This is a genomic window from Streptomyces sp. NPDC059785, assembly GCF_042732375.1.
In the GTDB taxonomy this organism is placed as follows: domain Bacteria; phylum Actinomycetota; class Actinomycetes; order Streptomycetales; family Streptomycetaceae; genus Streptomyces.
In genome coordinates this window covers 38347-58430 of the sequence record NZ_JBHWHV010000050.1, presented here as the reverse complement: position 1 = coordinate 58430, position 20084 = coordinate 38347, and the positions used below count along the sequence as shown (strand labels likewise).

At 71.5% G+C, this 20084-nt stretch carries 15 protein-coding genes; 12 read left to right on the top strand and 3 right to left on the bottom strand.

Features of this window, described 5'->3' with window-relative positions; translation table 11 throughout:
• Nucleotides 1–643 precede the first annotated feature (643 nt).
• On the bottom strand, nucleotides 644–1939 hold the full coding sequence (locus ACFV6E_RS31190; RefSeq protein WP_385172695.1) for a GDSL-type esterase/lipase family protein: 1296 nt from the start codon (nucleotides 1937–1939) through the stop codon (nucleotides 644–646).
• A gap of 120 nt (nucleotides 1940–2059) precedes the next feature.
• On the opposite strand from ACFV6E_RS31190, the gene ACFV6E_RS31185 reads away from it, so the two are divergent.
• The 10 genes from ACFV6E_RS31185 to ACFV6E_RS31140 all read left to right on the top strand — a co-directional run bounded on the left by ACFV6E_RS31185 (nucleotide 2060) and on the right by ACFV6E_RS31140 (nucleotide 14999).
• Complete coding sequence (locus tag ACFV6E_RS31185; protein WP_385172692.1) at nucleotides 2060–2296, top strand: hypothetical protein; 237 nt, start codon at nucleotides 2060–2062, stop codon at nucleotides 2294–2296.
• Between the two features lie 114 nt (nucleotides 2297–2410).
• Nucleotides 2411–3376 carry a threonine/serine dehydratase gene (locus ACFV6E_RS31180; protein ID WP_385466149.1) on the top strand — a complete coding sequence of 322 codons (966 nt, stop codon included), beginning with the start codon at nucleotides 2411–2413 and terminating at the stop codon, nucleotides 3374–3376.
• A gap of 1534 nt (nucleotides 3377–4910) precedes the next feature.
• Complete coding sequence (locus ACFV6E_RS31175; RefSeq protein ID WP_385466146.1) at nucleotides 4911–5561, top strand: class I SAM-dependent methyltransferase; 651 nt, start codon at nucleotides 4911–4913, stop codon at nucleotides 5559–5561.
• Between the two features lie 306 nt (nucleotides 5562–5867).
• Nucleotides 5868–6872, top strand: a complete 1005-nt coding sequence (locus ACFV6E_RS31170; RefSeq protein WP_385466143.1) for a choice-of-anchor M domain-containing protein — start codon at nucleotides 5868–5870, stop codon at nucleotides 6870–6872.
• Nucleotides 6873–6959: 87 nt separating this feature from the next.
• The gene (locus tag ACFV6E_RS31165; RefSeq protein WP_385466140.1) at nucleotides 6960–8549 is read left to right on the top strand and encodes a TIGR03773 family transporter-associated surface protein; all 1590 of its coding nucleotides are present in this window, start codon (nucleotides 6960–6962) and stop codon (nucleotides 8547–8549) included.
• A gap of 119 nt (nucleotides 8550–8668) precedes the next feature.
• Nucleotides 8669–10492: a choice-of-anchor M domain-containing protein gene (locus ACFV6E_RS31160; RefSeq protein WP_385466137.1), complete on the top strand. Its 1824-nt coding sequence runs from the start codon at nucleotides 8669–8671 to the stop codon at nucleotides 10490–10492.
• A 353-nt stretch (nucleotides 10493–10845) separates the two neighbouring features.
• Complete coding sequence (locus ACFV6E_RS31155; protein WP_385466134.1) at nucleotides 10846–12414, top strand: anchored repeat ABC transporter, substrate-binding protein; 1569 nt, start codon at nucleotides 10846–10848, stop codon at nucleotides 12412–12414.
• Between the two features lie 8 nt (nucleotides 12415–12422).
• Nucleotides 12423–13313 (top strand): TIGR03773 family transporter-associated surface protein, encoded by an 891-nt coding sequence (locus ACFV6E_RS31150; protein WP_385466131.1) that lies wholly within the window; start codon nucleotides 12423–12425, stop codon nucleotides 13311–13313.
• Nucleotides 13300–14070 carry an anchored repeat-type ABC transporter ATP-binding subunit gene (locus ACFV6E_RS31145; RefSeq protein ID WP_385171866.1) on the top strand — a complete coding sequence of 257 codons (771 nt, stop codon included), beginning with the start codon at nucleotides 13300–13302 and terminating at the stop codon, nucleotides 14068–14070. Before ACFV6E_RS31150 ends, ACFV6E_RS31145 begins: the two co-directional genes overlap by 14 nt.
• Entirely contained in the window at nucleotides 14067–14999 is a 933-nt protein-coding gene (locus ACFV6E_RS31140; protein ID WP_385171869.1) for an anchored repeat-type ABC transporter permease subunit, read from the top strand. The genes ACFV6E_RS31145 and ACFV6E_RS31140 overlap by 4 nt, the downstream gene beginning before the upstream one ends.
• A gap of 96 nt (nucleotides 15000–15095) precedes the next feature.
• Here ACFV6E_RS31140 and ACFV6E_RS31135 read toward each other — a convergent pair whose 3' ends face one another.
• A complete protein-coding gene (locus tag ACFV6E_RS31135) occupies nucleotides 15096–15740 on the bottom strand; it encodes a choice-of-anchor M domain-containing protein (RefSeq protein WP_385171872.1) in 645 nt (214 codons plus the stop codon).
• A gap of 124 nt (nucleotides 15741–15864) precedes the next feature.
• Entirely contained in the window at nucleotides 15865–16524 is a 660-nt protein-coding gene (locus ACFV6E_RS31130; RefSeq protein ID WP_385466128.1) for a TetR/AcrR family transcriptional regulator, read from the bottom strand.
• A gap of 119 nt (nucleotides 16525–16643) precedes the next feature.
• On the opposite strand from ACFV6E_RS31130, the gene ACFV6E_RS31125 reads away from it, so the two are divergent.
• Nucleotides 16644–17702 carry a medium chain dehydrogenase/reductase family protein gene (locus tag ACFV6E_RS31125; RefSeq protein ID WP_385466125.1) on the top strand — a complete coding sequence of 353 codons (1059 nt, stop codon included), beginning with the start codon at nucleotides 16644–16646 and terminating at the stop codon, nucleotides 17700–17702.
• Nucleotides 17703–17834: 132 nt separating this feature from the next.
• On the top strand, nucleotides 17835–20066 hold the full coding sequence (locus ACFV6E_RS31120) for an MMPL family transporter (RefSeq protein ID WP_385466122.1): 2232 nt from the start codon (nucleotides 17835–17837) through the stop codon (nucleotides 20064–20066).
• Nucleotides 20067–20084: the final 18 nt, after the last annotated feature.

Genomic DNA, 20084 nt, shown 5'->3' with positions numbered 1-20084 from the left:
GTACGTCTACCCGTCGCGGTATCCCTGGCCAACGGCGCCTCCGGCGAACTGGGCTGCGGGGCCGGGCAGTTGCCCTTGCCGGAGCGGGCCGACGGTCCGCGCACACTGACGGTCGCGCAGACCGAAGGCACCGAGTGCGGCTGGTTCTCGCGTACGTCACTGCCCAAGAGCCCGTCGGGCAAGGGCCGGAAGGTGGCGGCGCCCACGGACGAGCGGGCCCCGATCACCGACTGCTCCCTGATCGACGCCGGGACCGGCGACTCGGCCCTGGACCTCACCGGCTGGTACGGGCAGTGGACGCGGGAACCCTTCGAGACGCTGATCGGAGCGAACGTGGACATCCCGAAGGGGCTCAGCACCGAGGATGCGCTGATGAGCGAGGACTTCGGGCGGGCGAAGCCGAGTGCGCGGACGGGCCCGCCAACTTCCTGGCGACCAGCTACGCCGAGGACGGCGGTACGGAGGTGCCGCGCGGCAGCATGCGGTCCCTGCTCATCGCGTTCGCCCGTGACCAGGCGGAACGGCGCGGCTGCACGGACGTCGAGCTGCCGGGCCGTACCGTCCACCCCCGGGCGAGCTGACGACGGTTCGGGGCGGCCCGGTCCGTCCCGGGACACCCCGAACCGTCCCGGGGCGGCCCCTGTCAGCGGCGGGTCGAGCCGGACAGCAGGGAGAGCGAGATCGTCTCCGCCTCGGCCCGGTGGCCCGCGATGTTCACATGGACACCGTCACCGATGTCGTACTTCTCGTTGATGCTGTTGGGCTCGACCGGGTCCTTGAGCACCTGGTCGAAGTCGACGATGCCGTCGCACGCGCCGCCGCAGTCCCCCTGGTTGCGCACGTACGTGCCCACGTCCCAGCGGTAGCGGTTCATCTGGTCGGTGTAGATGGGGCGGGGCGTGATGGGCACGACGTAGACCTCGACCCCCGCGTCCCGCAGCCGCCCGAAGACCTCGCGGTAACTGGCGATGACCTGCTGCGACGTGCAATTGTTCTGGAGGTCGTTCGTGCCGTAGAAAAAGAGGACGCCGGTCACGCCGTGCAGGGCCAGGACGTCGCGTTCGAGCCGGGAGCCGGCGTCGAGCCCGGTCAGCGCGGACGCGTTGTTCGGGCAGTCCGCGGCGGCGGTCGTACCGTTCACCCCCGCGTTGGCCACGGCCAGTTGGCGGTCGGCGGGCAGTTCGTCGACGATGCGGCGGGCGAGTACGTCGCTCCAGCGGTTGTCGGTGTCCGACGGCGTGCAGCCGGAGCCGCAGTCGGTGGATCCGGCGCCGTCCACGACGGAACTGCCGTAGGCGACGATCGTGCCCTTGACGCGGGGGTTGCGGACGTCCACGGCACTGACGAGGTAGGTGCTCTGGACGCGCTGGGTGTAGGCGGCGGCGTCGGTGTCCTTGACGTGGTCGCCGCTGCCCGGAGCGGTCAGGTAGTTGTCGCGCCACGCGGCACCGTGCTCCCCGGGCCGGACGGTGCCCGGGACGTGGAGGCTGACGGCGAGGTCCGTCTGCGGTGCGGTGCCGAGGCGGACCGGGTCGCTCCACACCTCGCCGTGGGCGGGCACGCTCACACCGCGGTGACCGCCGAAGGTCAGCGTACGGGTGGTGCCCGCCCGGGTCGCGGGCCCGCCGTCGCTGACGGCCACCGCACCGCCGCCTATCTCCAGGGGCGTGTCGGAGAACTGGTTCTGGATCCGCACGCGCACCGCGTCGCCGCCCTGGCTCAGACGGGTGATCGAGCGGACGGTCTGATCGGTGAGGGACGCCTTCGACAGGCCCTGCTGGGACTCCGCCCACGCGGTGTGCCAGGCCCGGCCTTCGGATCTGCCGCCGGTGCCGCCGCTGCCGCCGGTGTCCGATCCGAAGGCCGGAGCCGAGACCGTGAGTGAGGCCAGCATCAGGGCTGCCGCCGCCAGCGTGCCGGTCTTCGTGGTGAGCTTCACGTGTACCTGTCCCTCGGTCGAAACGATCAGGTCGCTGTGCGGCCGCAAGCATTCCAGGAGTCGGTGATCGCCGGAAGAGGACAACGTTTTCCAAGGGGCGGCCAGGGCAGACGGACAGGCATGAAGCGTGAGGTGCGAGCGGGAGCGGAGGCCACTCCGCGCCGGCTGAGGCCGGGCGCCCGGTGGGCGTCGTGGCTGTACGCGCTGATGCTCTGCGGGAGCGTCGGCCTGCTGGTGTGGCGGGTGACCGACGGCGATGGCGCGGGCCAGGTGCTCGTGGCGGCCCTGCTGGTCCTGTCGTGGATCTGCCTGCTGGCCGCCAACCTGAGGGCGCGAAACCGACAGCCTTCCTCCTGACGGGAACGGCAGCCCTTCTCCTGACGGGTACGGCAGCCCTTCTCCCGCGCGGTTCGCGATACGGCCGCACGATCTTTCAATGGCGCCGGTGCACCGCGGCTAAGCTGCGGAGTCATGCAGGGGACACGCCTCGACACGGCCCGGATCCGGGCGGCCCGCCGGGTGATCGACCCGGTGTTCCTCGACACTCCGCTGTACCGCTGCGAGGCGCTGGAGCCCGGCTTGGGGTGCGCGGTGAGCGTGAAGCTGGAGACGGCCAACCCCATCCGCAGTTTCAAGGCCCGCGGCAGCGAGGTGGTCGTGAGCCGGCTGATCGCCGACGGCGCGAGGGCCGCGGTGTGCGCCAGCGCGGGCAACCTGGGCCAGGCCCTCGCCTGGTCCGGCCGCGACCGGGGAGTGGAGGTCACGGTCGTGGCGTCCCGGTACGCGACCGCGGCCAAGCTGGAGCGCATCCGCGCACTGGGCGCCCGGCTGGAGCTGGTGGACGGCGATCACGAGAGGGCTCGCGAACGTGCGGCGGCCATCGCCCGCCGTGACGGCATCCGGCTGGTCGAGGACAGCCTGGACATCGAGACCTGCGAGGGCGCCGCGACCATCGGCCTGGAACTCGTGGACGCGAAGCCGCCGTTCGACGTCGTACTGGTGGCCCTCGGCGGCGGGGCGCTGGCGACCGGCGTGGGCCATGTGGTGAAGGCCGTGGCGCCGGAGACCGAGGTGATCTGCGTCCAGCCGCTGGGCGCGCCGGCGATGACGCTCTCATGGCGCCGGCGGAGCGTGGTCACCACCGAGACGGCCGACACCATCGCCGACGGGGTCGCGGGCCGGTACCCCATCCCGGCCGTCCTGGAGGACCTGTTGCGGGTCGCCGACGACGCCGTCCTGGTCCAGGAGGCGTCCATCGTCGCCGGGATGCGGATGCTCCTGGACCACGCCGGCCTCGTGGTCGAACCGTCGGCCGCGCTCGGTATCGCCGCGATCCTCGAGGACCGGGACCGCTTCGCCGGCCGGCACGTGGCGACCGTCGTGTGCGGCGGCAACGTCGACCTGGACGCGTACCACCGCTGGGTGGGCGCGGCGTGACGCGGCATGCCCGGCCGCGTCCGTGCCGAGTGTGTGCGCGGCGATCTCGTCGAACAGCCTGTGCAGGGGGAGGCGGGCACCGCTCGCGGCGGCCTCGGCGCGCGTGCGTTCGCCGAGCTGGTCGCGCAGCCGCCGCTCCTGCTGCCGGACGACGAGGTCGCAGGCCAGGGCGCCGAAGTCGGCCCGGTGGCGCGCGGTGAACGAGCCGAGCAACCGGGCGAGTTGGACGGCACGGCGTACGGCGTTCGGGTCGTAGCAGGTGTCGACCTGTCCGGCCAGCACACCGACGGCCGCCGCGGCTCCCGGGCCACGCAGCTGGGCCAGCGCGCGCCCGACGTACGCCGAGGATTCGGACGGCACCGAGGGTCCCCGGCCGAGCGCCGCGAACGTGCCGAGCCTCAGCAGGAGCGCCGCGCTGGTGAGCCGGTCCCCGCGGCGGGCCGCGCTCGACAGCGCGGCACGGGCCGTCCGGTCGGCCCGCCACCGACGGCCGAGGCGGAATTCCGCGCCGCACAGGTCGAACTCGACGGCGACCGCGCCCGCCTCGTCCCCGATCGCCCGGTAGCGCTCGGCCGCGCGCCGCAGTTGTCCGGCGGCGCGGGCTCCGTCGGTCGCCTGCAACGCCAGCCCGGTGGCGAACATCCGGTGCGCGTCCGCGGCCTCGCCGACCCGCACCGCCGTCGTCGCGACCCCACCGGCCGCCTCGGTCGAGCCGAGTGCCGCCTCGTACTCGCCCAGCCTGGCGAACACCTCGGCGGCCAGCACATGCAACCGGTGTGCGGCACGGTCCGACAGCGACGGCTGACACCCCATCAGCTCGATGACCCAGGAGCGCAGAGTGGGCAGTCCGGCCAGCCACCGCCAGTACGGAGCGAGCGCGGCGACCACCGCCACCGCCCGGCCCTCGCGGCCGTTCTCGACCGCCCAGCGCAGCGCCGCCGAGATGTTGCGCTCCTCCTGCCGCAGACTGAGCAGGGCACCGGACTGCCGCGGCGTCCACACCCCGGCGGCGTGCACCTCGGCCAGGCGCAGGTAGTACGTGCTGTGGGCGCCGCCCAGCAGCCGTTCACCGGCGGCGTCCGGACGCGCCGCCGCGAGTACGGGGACGGGGAGGCGGTAGCGGTGGGCGACGGGTGCGCCCATGGTCGCCGAGAACACCTCCAGAAGCTCGAACCGGCCGTCCACCGTCAGGTGCTGGAGCACGTCCGCCACCTCGGGCAGGCCCGTGAGATGGCTCATCGCCTCGGTGCTGAAGCCGTCGGGACACTGGGAGGCGGCGGTCATGACGCCGCGCACGCACGCGTCGGTCCCGGACCGCCCGCCGGGATCGCGCGTCGTGTCCGTGTCCATGGCGGAAGACCCTAAGCGCTGAATCCCGGGTTCTCTGCCGTTCGGGCTGTCCGGGCTTGTCCGGGACGGCCACGGGCCTGTCCCGGACAGCGCCGGCCTCCTCGCGCCGGCCCGGAACCGGGAGACCGGAGGCAGAATCGGCAATACCCGGCTCGGTCCGGTGCCAGGCACTACGGTCGTGCGCATGATCGAAGACGACACCCTCAACAACACCCGCGAGGCCTACGACGCCGCTGCCGCCCTGTACACGGAGCTCTTCAGCGACGTGCTGCGGGACAGCCCCTTGGACCGCGCGATACTGGGCGTCTTCGCCGAAGCCGTACGCGCGAGCGGGGACGGCCAAGTCGCCGACCTCGGCTGTGGACCCGGCCACATCACCGCTCACCTGGCGGAGCTGGGGCTCGCGGCATTCGGTGTCGACGCCTCTCCGGTGATGATCGAGACGGCTCGACAGGCCCACCCGAGGCTGCGCTTCGACGTCGGCACGATGGCCGCGCTGGACATCCCGGACGGCGAGCTGGGCGGCGTACTGTCGCGCTGGTCCATCATCCACACTCCGCCGCGCGAAGTCCCCGCCATCCTCGCGGAGTTCCGCCGGGTGCTGGCACCCGGGGGCCACCTCCTGATCGGCTTCTCGGCCGGCGAGGACGCGTCTCACCCGACGCAGGTCTTCGATCACAAGGTCGCGCCGGCCTATCGGTGGTGGCCGGATCACCTGGCCGGGCTGTTGCGTACGGCCGGACTGGCCGAGGTCGCGCGGACGGTTCGCGAGCCCGAGCCCACCGACCAGCGGCAGTTCAAGGAGGTTCACCTGCTGGCCCGTAAATCGGAGTGAGGGGGGAGGGAAATCGTGGCTGGACCAGCCACCTAGGAGTACGCGTCGACTGCTAATTGAAAATGATTACCATCTCGTATAGCTTGTCGTGGTGACACGCGGCGAGCTGTCATGGACGGGATGGGGAGAATGGAAGCGCTGACACGTTCCTTGTGTGTGCTGGGGGCAGCGGGCCTGACGGTGTCGGGCCTGGTCCTGACAGGAGGCGAGGCGGACGGCGCGGCCCGGCCGGTGAACGCGGCCTACGCGTCAGCTCTGACCGCGGCAGCCGCGGCAGCCGCTGGAACCGTTGAAGCCGCTGGAGACGTGGTCGATGAGCGGATCGTCATCGACCAGGGCCATGTCGACGCCGTGGCGCCGCGCATCGTCGAGGGCCGGTTCCGGACCCTGTTCCGGGACAGCAGGACGAGTGACATCGTCTGGCGTGAGCCGAGCTCGGTGATCATGCACCTCACGGCTGCTGGCAGGGACGTCGTACCCGACCCCGCCGGCAGCCTCGCCTTCGTCGGTGAGCCGGGGGACACCTACTACTGCATTCCCCAGACCCAGGACCCCGACCTCCTGTGGGCCGGCTGGAGCACGGAGGCCTTCGGCTCCTCCTCCGTCCAAGGCGGACTCAGCTTCTCCCTGGACGAGATCGAGGGGCCGGGCGACCTTCTCGTCTTCGGCTGGTCGCCCTTCGGCGAGCCGCTGATGCGGTTCGACTCCAGCGACGGGCTCCCGGACACATACGCCGTGCCCGCCGTGACCCACGAACACGCCAACTGGGTCTTCACGGAACAGGGCGTCTACCGCCTGACGTTCACCGTCGCGGCCACGCTCGCCTCCGGTGAGCAGGTGAAGGACAGCCAGACGTACACGATGGCCGTCGGTGACGTGGATACCGACGACGTATCTCTCCCCGGTGACTCGGGCGGAAGCCCAAGCGCGGAGCCCAGTGCGGACCCCACTGCGAGTCCCGGCGCAGATCCCACTGCGGACCCAAGTGCGGACCCCACAGCAGACCCCACGGCGGACATCAGTCCTGAGCCGACACCTGACCCGAGTGCGGACAGTAGTACTGACCCCAGCCCTCGTCCGAATGCGGAACCCACTTCTGGCCCCAGTGCGGACACGAACCTCGGGTCCGGCGAAAGCGCCCCCGGCGACGGGGAGTTGGCGCGGACCGGGGCGGGTGTCGGCACCGTGCCCCTCGGCGTGGGTGGCGCCGCCCTCGTACTCGCCGGTGTCGGTGTCGTCCATCTCAGCCGGCGTCAGCGGGGCGGCGATGAGGCGTCCGCGCGTCCTGCCGGTGCCGAGCGAAGGGGCTGAACAGTGGCATCATTCGGGAACCGTCGGTGGACAGCGGCAGTGCTCGGTTCAGCGGCCATCGCCGCCGGGATCGCACCCTCGGCAGCGATGGCGGACTCGGCGGAGAACGGAAACACCGGGTCTTCCCCCTCGGCCGATGTGGTCCTGGCGCTGCACGGGGGCACGTTGAGCCTGGGCTTGCGAGAGCCGGGCGCCGGGGACGGCGGTCGGGCGGGAGAAGCCGTCTCGGAGTGGGACGCGACAGGTGTTCCGGCCGGGAGCGTGGTGGGCGGGACCGTGGAGTGGGCGCTGACCGGCGTGGACGGTCCGGGAGACGTCGCCGTGTTCCGGCCGTCGTCCGAAGCGGTGTCCGAAGCGGTGTCCGAAGGGTCGTCCGGTGCGTCGGCCGACGACCCGCAGGTGCTGTTCGACAGCCGTGACGGGTTGCCCGACGCCCAGCCAGTGGCTGCGGGGGAGACCGGTGAGGCCGTCTGGACGTTCACGGAGCCGGGGGAGTACACGATCACCTCCCGGGCGACCGCCCGGCTCGAGTCCGGCACCGTCACTACCGCTACGGCGGAATGGACGGTGAGTGTGGCGGAGGGGAGCGCCGGAGACGGGGGTGTCGTGGGTGACGGTGGACAGGCCACGGTCGCGCCCGGGGCGTCCTCCGCCCCCTCGGCCTCTCCCGCCGATGACGGGGACAGCGCCCCCTCGGCCTCGCCTGCCGACGGCGGGGGCGGCGCCCCCTCGACGTCCGTGTCCCGGCGCTCCGCAGCAGCGACAGGCGTCACTGCTGCGGCGAGCGCGGACATCGCCACCGAGAAGGTGGTGATCGACGACGGCCACGTGGACGCGATCGCCGGGAAAATGGTGAACGGCAGGCTGCGTACGCTCTTCAAGGACAGCCGTGATCCGTCCGCGGTCGTGTGGCGGGAGCCTTCCTCTGTCGTGATGCATGTGGCACCGGAGGCGAAGCAGACGGTTCCCGAGGACGGTGCCTACTCGTTCCTAGGCGCCGCCGGAAGCAGTTTCTGGTTGATCCCGCAGGTCCAGCAGCAGGGTGTGATCTGGGCCGGCTGGAACACCGAAGATCTGAGCAGTGATGACTTGAAAGGCCCCGTCGACCTGAGACTCACGCACGTGAGCGGGCCGGGGACCCTGGCGATCTGGGAGACCGCCGGGCTCGGGGCGCCGAAGGTGCTCTACAACAGCGAGGACGGGCTGCCCGACAGCCAGAAGGTCGACCTCGGCGTCCACGCGCACGGCAACTGGGCCTTCGGCAAGGAGGGCACCTACAAGGTGACCTTCCAGCTCAGCGGCGCGCTCGCGTCGGGCGGGACCGCGTCGGACACGCGCACCTACACCTTCGCGGTGGGAGACGTCGATCCGAATTCCGTGACCCCGGGCGGGAGCGGCGCGGACGGCAGCTCCACGGGCGGTTCGGACGACGGCTCGACAGGGACCGGATCAGGCTCTGGTTCCGGGTCCGGTTCCGGCAGCGGTACGGGCTCTTCCGGCGGTTCCGGCTCGGGCTCCGCGGCCGACGGCAGCGGGAGCCTGGCCCGCACCGGCGGGGGAGCGACCCTGCCGCTGGCCGCGGGCGCGGGTGCCTTGGTCGTCGCGGGCGCGGCGACGGTCGGTTACGCCCGCAGCAGGCGCCGTAAGACCTCGGACGCCGAGGCCGCCCGGTCCTGAACCGGAACCGGAACCGGGACCGCAACGCACCCCCGAACATGCTCCCCCGAACATGCCCCTCGAGCATGCCCCCCGAACACGCACCACCCCCCAATGCACCACCCCCTTGGAAGGAACTCATGACACTGCCCCTGGGGCGCGTCGCCCGACGTGCCCGTAGCGCTCTTTCACTGCTGTCGTCGGGAGGGGTGCTGGCCCTCGCGCTCGCCGCGCCGGCGAACGCGGCGACCGGCCCGGCCGACGGCCGCGAACTGGTGGGCGCCGGACAGCACGTCGACGCGGTGTACCCCGTGGTCGAGGACGGCCGCCTGGACGTCCGCTCGCTGACGGACGAGGGCGAGGCCGACCCCGACGATCTGGCCCTGCACATACCCGACACCAAGACCTCCCGCATCGAACTGCCGGAGGAGTACGCCTTCCTCGGCACTCCGGGCGACGACGCATGGATCAGCCCGCAGACCCAGGACAAGTCCGTGGTCTGGCCGGGCTGGTCCTTCGAGGGCATCGAACCCGGTGTGCTCAAGGGCACGGTCGCCATGGACTTCGAGGGCTTCGCCTACGCCGGTGAAGCGAAGTCACCCACGTTCGCCGTCACCCAGCCCGGCGGGTTCGGCGACAAGAAGGTCAGTCAACTGATCGTCCCCGGTTCGGCGTTCACGAGCGTGTCGGGAGAGGTCGGCGCGCACACGCACGCCAACTGGATCTTCACGGACCAGGGCACCTACGACATCGACTTCAATGTCCACGTCACGCTCGCCGACGGAAAGGCTCTCGAGGACAGCGCCACCGTGCGCTTCATCGTCGGCCCGGTACCCGACCGGCAGGACGCACCCGTGGCGCAGAAGGTCCGCCACTACAGCGAGGGCACCGACGGCCTGCTGCTGACGCCGAACAAGGTGGACGCGGAGTATTTCGTCGGCCAGACGATCAACCTCACCGCCGCCTCGGACGCGGCCGAAGAGGACTCCCGCTACCGCTGGTACGCGAAGAAGAAGGGCGAGAGCGCCTTCACCGAGGACCCCGAGCAGGACACGGCCGTCTACAGCACCAAGCCGGACCGCGCCCTGGACGGTACGCAGGTGTACGCGGAGCTGCTGAAGGACGGCAAGGCCGCGCAGAAGTCGGAGCCGACGACCGTGCATGTGCGCGCACTCGACCCCACGACGCGGCTCACCGTGACACCCGACCGGAAGACGTACAGCGAGGGTGACACGGCCCGGTTCACGTCCGAGCAGAACCCGAAGACCGATGACGAGCACTACCACTGGTACCTCAAGCGCCAGGGCGAGAGCAGTTACGAGTGGATCGAGGAGTCCCGGCTCGCCGACCAGGAACTCCCCGTGACCGCCGGTCTCGACGGCGCGCAGGTCGTCGCGCGGCTCTTCGACGCCGACCACGCCGTGCTCGCCGAGTCCGCGCCCGTCACCCTGTCCGTCGAGGCGGACACGGACACGGACGCGGGCAAGGCGGGAGCCGCGTCCCCGGTCTCCGTCGGGATCGACCAGGACGCCGAGCGGTACGCGGCCGGTGCGAAGGCCACGTTCACCGCCCAGGTGCGGAACGCGGGGAAGGACTACTCCGTCTCCTGGTCCGTACGGCAGAACTCGGAGAACCCCTTCACCGAGATCGCCGACGTCCACGGGCGCACCCTGGAGCAGACCGTGCCCGCCGACTGGAACGGCGCCCAGGTCCTGGCCTCCGTCAAGAACGCCGACGGGAAGGTCGTCGCCGAGGGCACCGTGCCGGTGCTGAAGGTGACGGCAGCCGGGAAGTCCGGCGTGCGGAAGACCGCCGCCGAGAGCGAGAGCGGGTCCAGCTCGACCGCCTCGGCGGTGCCATGGGCGGCGGCGGCCGTCGTGCCCGTCGTCCTCGTCGCCCTGGTCGGGTGGTGGCTCGTACGGCGGCGCAAGAACGGCACGGCGGATGCGGACGGGCCGCGGTAACGGGCCGACGGCCGCGACCCGGCCGCGACAACGGGCCGGCGGCCACGGACCGGCGCCAGTAGCAGGCCGGTGTCCGCGGACCGGCCGCGGTAACAGGCCGGCGCCGTGCCCCGTAGATCGTCCGCAGTAACAGGCCGGCGCCGTGCACCAGATGCAATAACAGGCCCTTGGCCGCCGCCGCAGTAGCAAGCCCACGCCCCGTGTCCCACACCCCGCGCCCCGCACCCGGCGGGCGCCCTGCCCCCCGACCGGGACGACCCCCTCGTCCCGGCCGGCCATTCCCCCCGTTTCCCCCAGCAGCGTCGAGTCGTCCCGCGACTCGGCGCTGCCCCCTGCCATCGGAGATGTTGCCCATGCACGTGCCCCGACCAGCAACGCGGGCACTGGCCGTCGCCGCCGTGCTCGCCATGACCGTGACCGGGTGCAAGGGTCACGCCCGATCGGGCGCGGCGGACAATCCCGACGCCGCCCTGCGCGTGGTGACCACCACCGAGATCCTGGCCGACCTGGTCAGACAGGTCGGCGGCGACCGGGTCCAGGTCGACTCCATCGTCCCGCCGGGCGGTGACCCGCACTCGTACGAGCCCACCCCGGCGGACGCGGACGCGGTGTCCCAGGCCGACGTCACCTTCACCAACCACCTGCTCCTGGAGGAACACGCGCTGATCAAGACGATCGACTCCAACGCGCGCGAGGGCACCCCGAACGTGTCGCTCGCCGAAGCGTCCGAGACCTATGGCGCCCATGTCATCCCGCTGGTCGAGGACGTGGGCCTCGACGTCATCTGGCTGGGACTGCGCGTGCGCGGAGAGGGTACGGAACGGGGCGCGTCCCGCTCCTCCGACGTGCTGCTCTCCGCGACCGACGTCGAGGGACCCGGCGACCTCGTGGCCTACCTGACGGAGTCACTGGGCCGCCCGGACGTCTACTTCGACTCGGCCGACGGCCTCACCGAGAAGGACACCACGACGCTGCCGCCGGCCGCGCACACCCACCTGAACTGGGCCTTCACCGAGCCGGGCGTCTACCGGCTGACCCTTGAGGCCAGGCTGAAGAACGCGGGCGCGGCCGCCGGCCCGGTCGGCAAGGGGACCTTCACCTTCGCGGTGGGGGTCGACCCGCACACCGTGGCCGACTCTGGTGACACGATCCTCGACGACGGCCACACCGACCTGACCGTGAACATCGACTCGGGGAAGATGTCGGCCTTCACCGACTCGCGTACGGACGGCAAGAAGCAGGAGGAGATACCGCCGGGGGACGTCGTCATCGATGTGCCCAACCGGGCGCTGGACACGGTCCCTTCGGGGTCACAGTTCTCCTTCCTGGGCGAGCCGGGCGCGGAGGTCTACCAACTCCCTCAGGCCGTCCTCGGCAAACACGTGCACGGCGAGATCGACCCGCACCTGTGGCAGGACGTCGAGAACGCGAAGGCGTACGTACAGCTGATCCGCGACACCCTGGAGAAGGAGGATCCGGACGGTGCGGGGGAGTACACCGCCGACTCACGGTCCTACGAGCGTGAACTCGACGACCTCGACGCCTACGTGACGAGCCGGACGGGCCGCGTACCGTCCGACAGGCGGCAACTGGTCACCACGCACGACGCCTTCGGCTACCTGGCCGACGCCTACGGCCTGTCGGTCGCCGGCTTCGTGGTGCCCAACCCCGCGCAGGAACCGAGCGCGGACGACGTACGGAAACTGTCGCGCACCATCAGGAACCTGAAGATCCCCGCGGTCTTCATGGAACCCAACCTCGTCCAGCGGGCCACCGTGCTCAACCAGGTCGCGGAGGATCAGCACGTGAAGGTGTGCACGTTGTACGGCGACGCCTTCGACGACGAGGTGCGGCACTACACCGACATGATGCGCCACAACGCCGACGAGCTCCTTGCCTGCCTCGGAGGCGAGAAGAAGTGATGAAGAGCATGAGCACAGCACTGCTGTCCGTGACCGGGGCACTCTGCCTCGCCCTGCCGACGGCAGTCCCCGCGGCGGCCGGGACCGCCGCGCCAGGGACGACCGCCGGACACACGGTCGTCAGTGACGGCCACATCGACATCGGGCCTAGGTTCACCGAGTCGGGCTGGACCGTGCAGATGCGGGACGACACGGCCGATCCCGCCGTGTGGCGCGACACGGACGACGTCGTGCTCCAGGTCAGGGACGCGGCGAGGATCGAGGTCCCGGAGGCCGAGGAGTTCGGTTTCCTCGGCGCGCCCGGTGACGACGTCTGGGTACTGCCGCAGGCCCAGCAGAAGGGCGTGGTCTGGCCGGGCTGGAACAGCCAGGACCCGACGGTGACCGCCGCGGTGGAGCGCGAAGTGACCTGGGAACTCACCGGAGTCACCGGGCCGGGCGACTTCGTCCTGTTCCTGAACGGCGCCTTCGGCAGCCCGCAGATCGTCTTCGACACGGCCGAGCGGCTGCCGCAGGAGACCGGGATCGAGATCAACAGCCACGTGCACGGCAACTGGGCGTTCACCGAGCCCGGCACGTACCTGCTCGACGTGCGGATGAGTGCGAGGACGAAGGACGGCAGGACTCATGACAGCCGGCGCACCCTCCGCTTCTCCGTCGGCCCGCAGAACCCGGAGAAGGCCTTCGCCCAGCAGCCGAACAGCCCAGTAGGCAGCGGTACTTCGGCGGACACACCCTGGTGGACGATCACCGGCGTCGCGGCAGCCGCCATCGCCGCCACTGTCCTCATACTCGTCGTACTGCGGCGCAGGCGGCGCGGTGACCGCGAGGACGGGACAGCCACCGCCCAGGCAGGCGTGCCCGGCACGGCCGAGGGAGGCACCGATGAGTCGGCGTGAGACGACCGGGGCGGCCGCGCTCGACGTGCGGTCCCTAGCCGTGGAGCTCGGCGGACGCCGTGCGCTGCACGACGTGGACCTGACGGTCCGCACGGGTGAGCTGGTCGGGCTGATCGGTCCGAACGGCGCGGGCAAGACGACGCTCCTGCGCGCCGTACTCGGACTGCTCAGCCCCAGGAGCGGCACCGTCCTGCTCGACGGCCGCCCCGCCGACCGGGCCCGTGGCACGGTCGGTTACGTGCCCCAGCGCCACGAGTTCGCCTGGGACTTCCCGCTGTCGGTGGAGAAGGCGGTGCTCACCGGACGGGTGCACCGTGTCGGATGGCTGCGCCGGGCCGGGGCCGAGGACCGCGAGGCCGTGGCCGGGGCGCTGGAGCGGGTGGCCATGACCCAGCTGCGGCGGCGGCCGATCGGAGAGCTCTCCGGTGGTCAGCGCCAGCGGGTGCTGGTGGCCCGTGCCCTGGCGCTGGAGCCGACGCTGCTCCTGCTCGACGAGCCGTTCACCGGCCTCGACGTGCCCACGCAGGAGCTGCTGACCTCGCTCTTCGGGCGGCTGCGCGAGGAAGGCAGGGCGCTGCTGATGACGACCCACGATCTGCCGGGGGCCGCCGACATGGCCAGCAGGCTCTGCCTGCTCAACAGGACGGTGGTGGCCGACGGGCCTCCGGACACTCTGCGCGATCCGGCGGTCTGGCTGCGCGCTTTCGGGGTGACCGGCTCCGACCAGTTGCTGACCTCGCTGGGGGTGACGAAGTGAGTGCTGTGCTCGACTTCCTGACGGATCCGTGGCAGCACCTGTTCATGCGGCGGGCCTTCGCGGTCGCCGTCATGTGCGGAGTGGTCTCGGGTGTCGTCGGCGCCCATGTGGTGCTGCGCGGTATGGCGTTCATCGGAGATGCGGTGTCCCACTCCGTCTTCCCCGGCGTCGCGATCGCCTTCGTCTTCCAGTTCAACCTGGTCGTGGGCGGCGCGGTGGCGGGGCTGCTGACGGCCCTGGCCGTCGCGGTGTTCTCCCAGAACCGGCGGCTGAAGGAGGACACCGTCATCGGTGTCTTCTTCGCCGCCGCCTTCGGGCTCGGCATCGTCATCCTCAGTACCGCGCCCGGCTACAGCGGCTCGCTCGAATCGTTCCTCTTCGGGCAGATCCTGGGCATCAGCGACGAGGATGTTCTCACCGTCGCGGTGATGGGTCTCGTACTGCTCCTCGTCGCCGGGGCGGTGCACAAGGAGCTGGTCACCGTGAGCCTGGACCGGGAGACGGCGCGCGCGGCCGGACTGCCCGTCTTCGCCCTGGACATCGTGCTGTACGCCCTGGTCACCGTGACCGTGGTGATCTCGTTGCAGGCGGTCGGGAACATCCTGGTACTGGCCCTGCTGATCACGCCTGCCGCGTGCGCGCGGCTGCTCACCGACCGCATCGGCGTCATGATGGTGCTCGCCCCGGTCGTCGGCGGCGCCTCCGCGGTGACGGGCCTGTACCTGTCCTACGCCTTCAGTCTCGCCGCGGGCGGACTGATCGTGCTGGTCGTCACGGCGGTGTTCGTCGTGTGCTGGCTCTTCGCGCCGCGCCACGGTCTTCTGACGGGCCGGGGCCGCCGCCGTGCGCGGGACGGCGCGGAGTCGGAGGCGGAGCCGGATGCCGGGGTCCTCGGCAGCGCGGACGCCCCGTTGGCGCCGTCGAAGTAGCAGAGGGGCGGTCCCGCCTGTCGTAGGCGGGACCGCCCTTCGCGCTCCGCGTTCCGTGGGCGGGACCGCCCCTCGTGCTCCGCGTCAGGCGCGCGGTCAGCCCACGGTGAAGTGGTAGTCCACCGGCTCCGAGTTCACGGTCGTGCCGTCCAGCAGGGTGCCGGTCGCCTCGAAGGTGAGCGTGTAGTCGCCCTCTGCCTCGAAGGCCCAGTTGGTGTGGTGGTGTTCGCCCGCAGTGACGTCCACGGAGTCGGGCAGGCCGTCACCGCTGTCGAATCTCTTGGCCGGGACACCGCCGGCGACGTCGTACACGCTCACCTCGGCCGGTCCGTCGACGGCGGTCAGCCGCAGCCGCACGCCGTCGCCCTGGAACACGCCGGTCTCCACCTCGTGGGCGGCCCAGCCGGCGTACAGCAGCTCGGGGTTGTTGGTCTGGGGGAGGATCCACACGGCGTCGCCGGGGGAGCCGAGGAAGGAGTAGGCGGTGTTGCCGGGGACGGTCGTCCCGGCTTCGGGCTTGACGTGCAGCACGACGTCGGCCGGGTCGCGCTCCACCTCCGTTCCGGTGGTCGCGTCGGCCAGGCCGAGCGTGAGGGTGCCGTCTTCGTAGGCGATGTCGACGGCGTCGACGTGTCCCTCGGAGAGGGTGATCGTGGCCGCCTGGGCGGGGGCGGCGGCGAGGCCGGCGGCGGCGAGGGCGGCTCCGGTGAACAGGGCCGCGCGGGTCATGGACGAGAGCAAGGCAACCTCCTGGTGCTGGCGTGAACATGAGCATCGTATGAAGAGTGATAATCATGTTCAATAAGCCGGGAGGTGACCTAACTCTCGCCCGTGCGGGCGTAGTTGGGTATCCGGATGGGTAAGGTCAGGCGCCTTCGAGGCGGGCGATCCTCGCGATGATGTCGTCGGCGATGGTCTCGTCGGGCCAGGGGAAGACGCGGGTGGCGGCACGCTGGTGCGCGAAGCCGTGCAGGCAGAGCCAGAGGGTGACGGCGTCGTGCTCCGGGTCGGTGACCGCGGACCGGCCCGCGGCGGCGCACTCCGCGAGCAGGTCGCTGAGTCTCCGCATGGCCGCCGTGCCGAGGCCGGTGAGGTCCTCCGCGGTCACGGAGCTGTCGCCGAGGGTCGGCATCCACAGGCCGCCGAACATCGTGCGGTAGCGCTCGGGGTGGCTCTGCGCGTAGCCGAGGTAGGCGCGGCAGACGGCGTACAGCCTGTCCAGCGGATTGTCCCCGGCCTCCTGTGCGGCGGCGCGGAGGTGGGCGTCGAGCGCTGCGAACTCCCGCCGTACGACGGCCAGCATGATGGCCGGCTGGTCGGGGAAGTGCGGGTAGATCGACGGGGCGGCGATGCCGACCTTGCGGGCGACCGACCGCAGGGTGATCGCGCGCTCGTCGCCGGTCTCGTCGAGCAGCGCCGCCGCGGCGTCGACGATGTCCTCGCGCAGCCGGCCGCCCTCGCCGCGCCGGTTGCGCGCGCGTGCCTGTTTCGGTGCGGCCGGGTTCGTCGCGTTTTCGTCGTTCATGAGCGTGACCTTACACGCGAAAGCTTATGAGGCGCAGCGCCTTGCGTTTCTTGAGTTAACAGCTATAACCTTACGGCCGTAAGCAAGCAGCCGTAAGGCTCTTCTCCCAGGGGTATGCCATGAACAGCACCGCCAGTGAGTCCGTCACCGCCGACGTCACCGAGGTCGTCCTGCCCGGCAAGGTCGAGCCGGCGGGCCTGGAGTTCAGGACGCGCGACCTGCCGGCACCGGCCAAGGACCGGGTCGTCCTGCGCATGGAGGCGACCGGTGTGTCCTTCGCCGAGCAGCAGATGCGCCGTGGCAAGTACTACGACCAGCCGCCGTTCCCCTTCGTGCCCGGCTACGACGTGGTCGGCACCGTGACGGCCGTCGGCCCCGCGGTGGACACGGCGCTCCTCGGACGCCGCTTCGCCGCGGTGACCAAGACCGGCGCGTGGGCCAGCCACCTCGTCGTCGACGCCGCGGACCTGATGCCCGTACCGGACACGGTGGACGCGGCCGCCGCCGAGACGGTCGTCGTCAACGGCATCACCGCCTGGCAGATGCTGCACCGCCTCGCCAAGGTCCCGGCCGGCGGGACGATCGTCGTGCTCGGCGCCAACGGCGGCGTCGGCTCCACGCTCGTGCAACTGGCCCGGCACGCCGGGATCACCGTGATCGGCACCGCCTCCACGCGCCACCACGCCACCGTGCGGGACCTGGGCGCGACCCCGGTCGACTACCGCGACCCCGACATGTACGACCGTATCCGCGCCCTCGCGCCGGACGGTGTGGACGCGGTCTTCGACCACGTCGGCGGCGACGCGGTGGAGCAGTCGTGGCAGCTGCTGCGCAAGGGCGGCACGCTGGTCTCGTACGGCACCGCGGCCACCAAGGACGAGGAGGGCAGCTCGCAGCTTCCCGTGCTGAAGCTGTTCGCACGGCTCTCGGCGTGGAACTCGCTGCCCAACGGCAAGCACGCGCACTTCTACAACTTCTGGGCGGGCAGGCGCCGTTGCCGGGCGTCCTGGCAGCGGCGGCTGGCCGAGGACCTGGACCAGGTGCTGCGCCTGGTCGCCGACGGCTCGCTGACCCCGCAGATCGCCGCGCGGCTTCCGCTGGCCGACGCCGCCGCGGCCCTGGAACTCGCCGAGTCCCGCACCGTCAGCGGCAAGGTCGTCATCGTCCCCACAGCCTGACGCGCCGCGCGGTGTTCGCCGACGCGACACCGGCCGCCGTGCGGTAGGCGACTTTCACCGAGGCGAAGGCACGCGCGCCGGGACGAGGCTGGGCAGCGGCAAGTGAAACGAAGATCCGAAGGAGAGCGTGGCGTGTTCGACCGTTTGGCCGAGCTGGCGATTCGCCGGTCCCGGCTGGTATTGATCGTCGCCGTCGTGGCCGTGGCCCTCATGGCCGCCGTGGGCCTCGGCGCGTTCGGCAAGTTGCAGGGGGGCGGCTACGACGATCCCTCCTCCCCGTCCTCCCGGGCGAAGGCCGCCATCGAGGAGGAGTTCGGCGGGCAGACGAATCTCGTCCTGCTGGTGACCGCCGCCGAGGGCGGCGTCGACGCCCCGGCCGCCGAGCGGAGCGGGCGGGCGCTGGTGGCCCAGCTCAAGAACGAGCGGGACCTCGACAACGTCGTCTCGTACTGGGACACGGGCAGCACCGCCCTCCGCTCCGGCGACGGCCGCGAGGCCATGGTGCTCGCGCACGTGAAGGGCGACGCCACACAGCAGGAGAAGAACGCCGAGCACGTCATCGACGCGTACACCGGGACGCGCGACGGCTCCCTGACGGTCCGGGCCGGCGGCGGCGCCGCCGTCAACAGCGACATGGCCGCGCAGAGCAGCGAGGACCTGGTCCTCGCCGAGGGCATCGCGGTGCCGCTGACCCTGGTGCTGCTCCTGGTCGTCTTCGGCAGCGTGGTGGCGGCGCTGCTGCCGCTGGTCATCGGAGTCATCGCCATCGCGGGCACGTTCGCGCTGCTCTACCTGCTGGGCAGCGCCACCGATGTGTCCGTCTTCGCCACCAACCTGACCACGGCGCTCGGCCTCGGACTCGGCATCGACTACGCGCTGCTGATGCTGAGCCGGTTCCGCGAGCAGCTCGCGACGGGCGCGAGTGTCGACGACGCCGTGCGGCACACCGTGCGCACCGCGGGCCGCACGGTCGCGTTCTCCGCCGCGACGGTGGCGGTGGCCCTCGCGGCGCTGCTGCTGTTCCCGCAGTTCTTCCTGCGCTCGTTCGGCTACGCGGGCGTCGGGGTCGTCGCCATCGCGGCCCTCAGCACCCTGTTCGTGATGCCGGCCCTGTTCGCCGTCCTGGGCCACCGGGTCAACAGCGGGCGGCTGCCCTGGGCGAACCGGCCGCGCTCAGGCGCCCGCGCGCCCCTGTGGGGCCGGCTGGCCCGCACCGTCATGCGGCGGCCCGCGTTCACCGCGCTGCCCGTGCTCGCCGTACTGCTGCTGGCCGCGGGCCCGCTGCTGGGCCTGAGCTTCGGCACCCCGGACGAGCGCGTGCTGCCCGAGGACGCCGGGAGCCGCCAGGTGTCCGCCGTGCTCCGGCAGGACTTCGACGGCTCCGACGACGCCGCCGTGCACGTGGTCATCGACCAGCCGGTGAGCGAGGACCCGCTGGCCGTGTACGCGACCGGGCTGTCCCGGCTGCCGGGTGTGGTCCGCGTCGAGGCGAGCACGGGGACCTACACCGACGGGAAAGCCGCGGCCGCGGGTCCCGCCGGCGCGGCGCTCGGGCGTCCCGGCGCGCAGCGGGTGACCGTGGTGAGCGGCCTCACGCCGAAGTCCGAGGCGGCCCAGAGCCTCGTCGGGCGGATACGGGCGGCCGCACCGCCCGCCGGTACGCACCCGCTGGTGGGCGGCGTCGACGCCGAACTGGTCGACTCCAAGCAGTCCGTCAGCGACCGGCTGCCGCTCGCACTCGGCACGGTCGCCCTGACCACCTTCGTGCTGCTCTTCCTGTTCACCGGCAGCGTCGTGCAGCCGCTGCGCGCCCTGGTCCTCAACATGATCAGTCTGGGGGCGGCCCTGGGCGTCATGACCTGGATGTTCCAGGACGGCCACCTGTCCTCCGTGTTCGGCTTCACGGCGCAGCCCATGGACACGTCGATGACCGTGCTGATGTTCTGCATCGCCTTCGGCCTGTCGATGGACTACGAGGTGTTCGTCACCAGCCGCATCAAGGAACTGCACGACCTGGGCGAGTCCACCGAGACCGCCGTGGCCGACGGTCTCGGGCACACCGGCCGCATCGTCAGCGCGGCGGCCTGCCTGCTCGCGGTGAGCTTCTTCGCCTTCGGCACGGCGAAGCTCAGCTTCATGCAGATGTTCGGCCTGGGCAGCGCCCTCGCCATCCTCATCGACGCCGTCGCCGTGCGCGGTGTCCTCGTGCCGGCCGCGATGCGGCTGCTGGGCCGCTCGGCCTGGTACGCGCCGGGCTTCCTGCGCAAGGTCCACGGCCGGTTCGGCCTCAGCGAGGGCGGCCCCGCACCCGAACCGGCGCTCACGCCGGAAGCCGCGCAGCAGCCGACCCTCGTCCGGGACTGACCCCCGCGAGGGCGGATC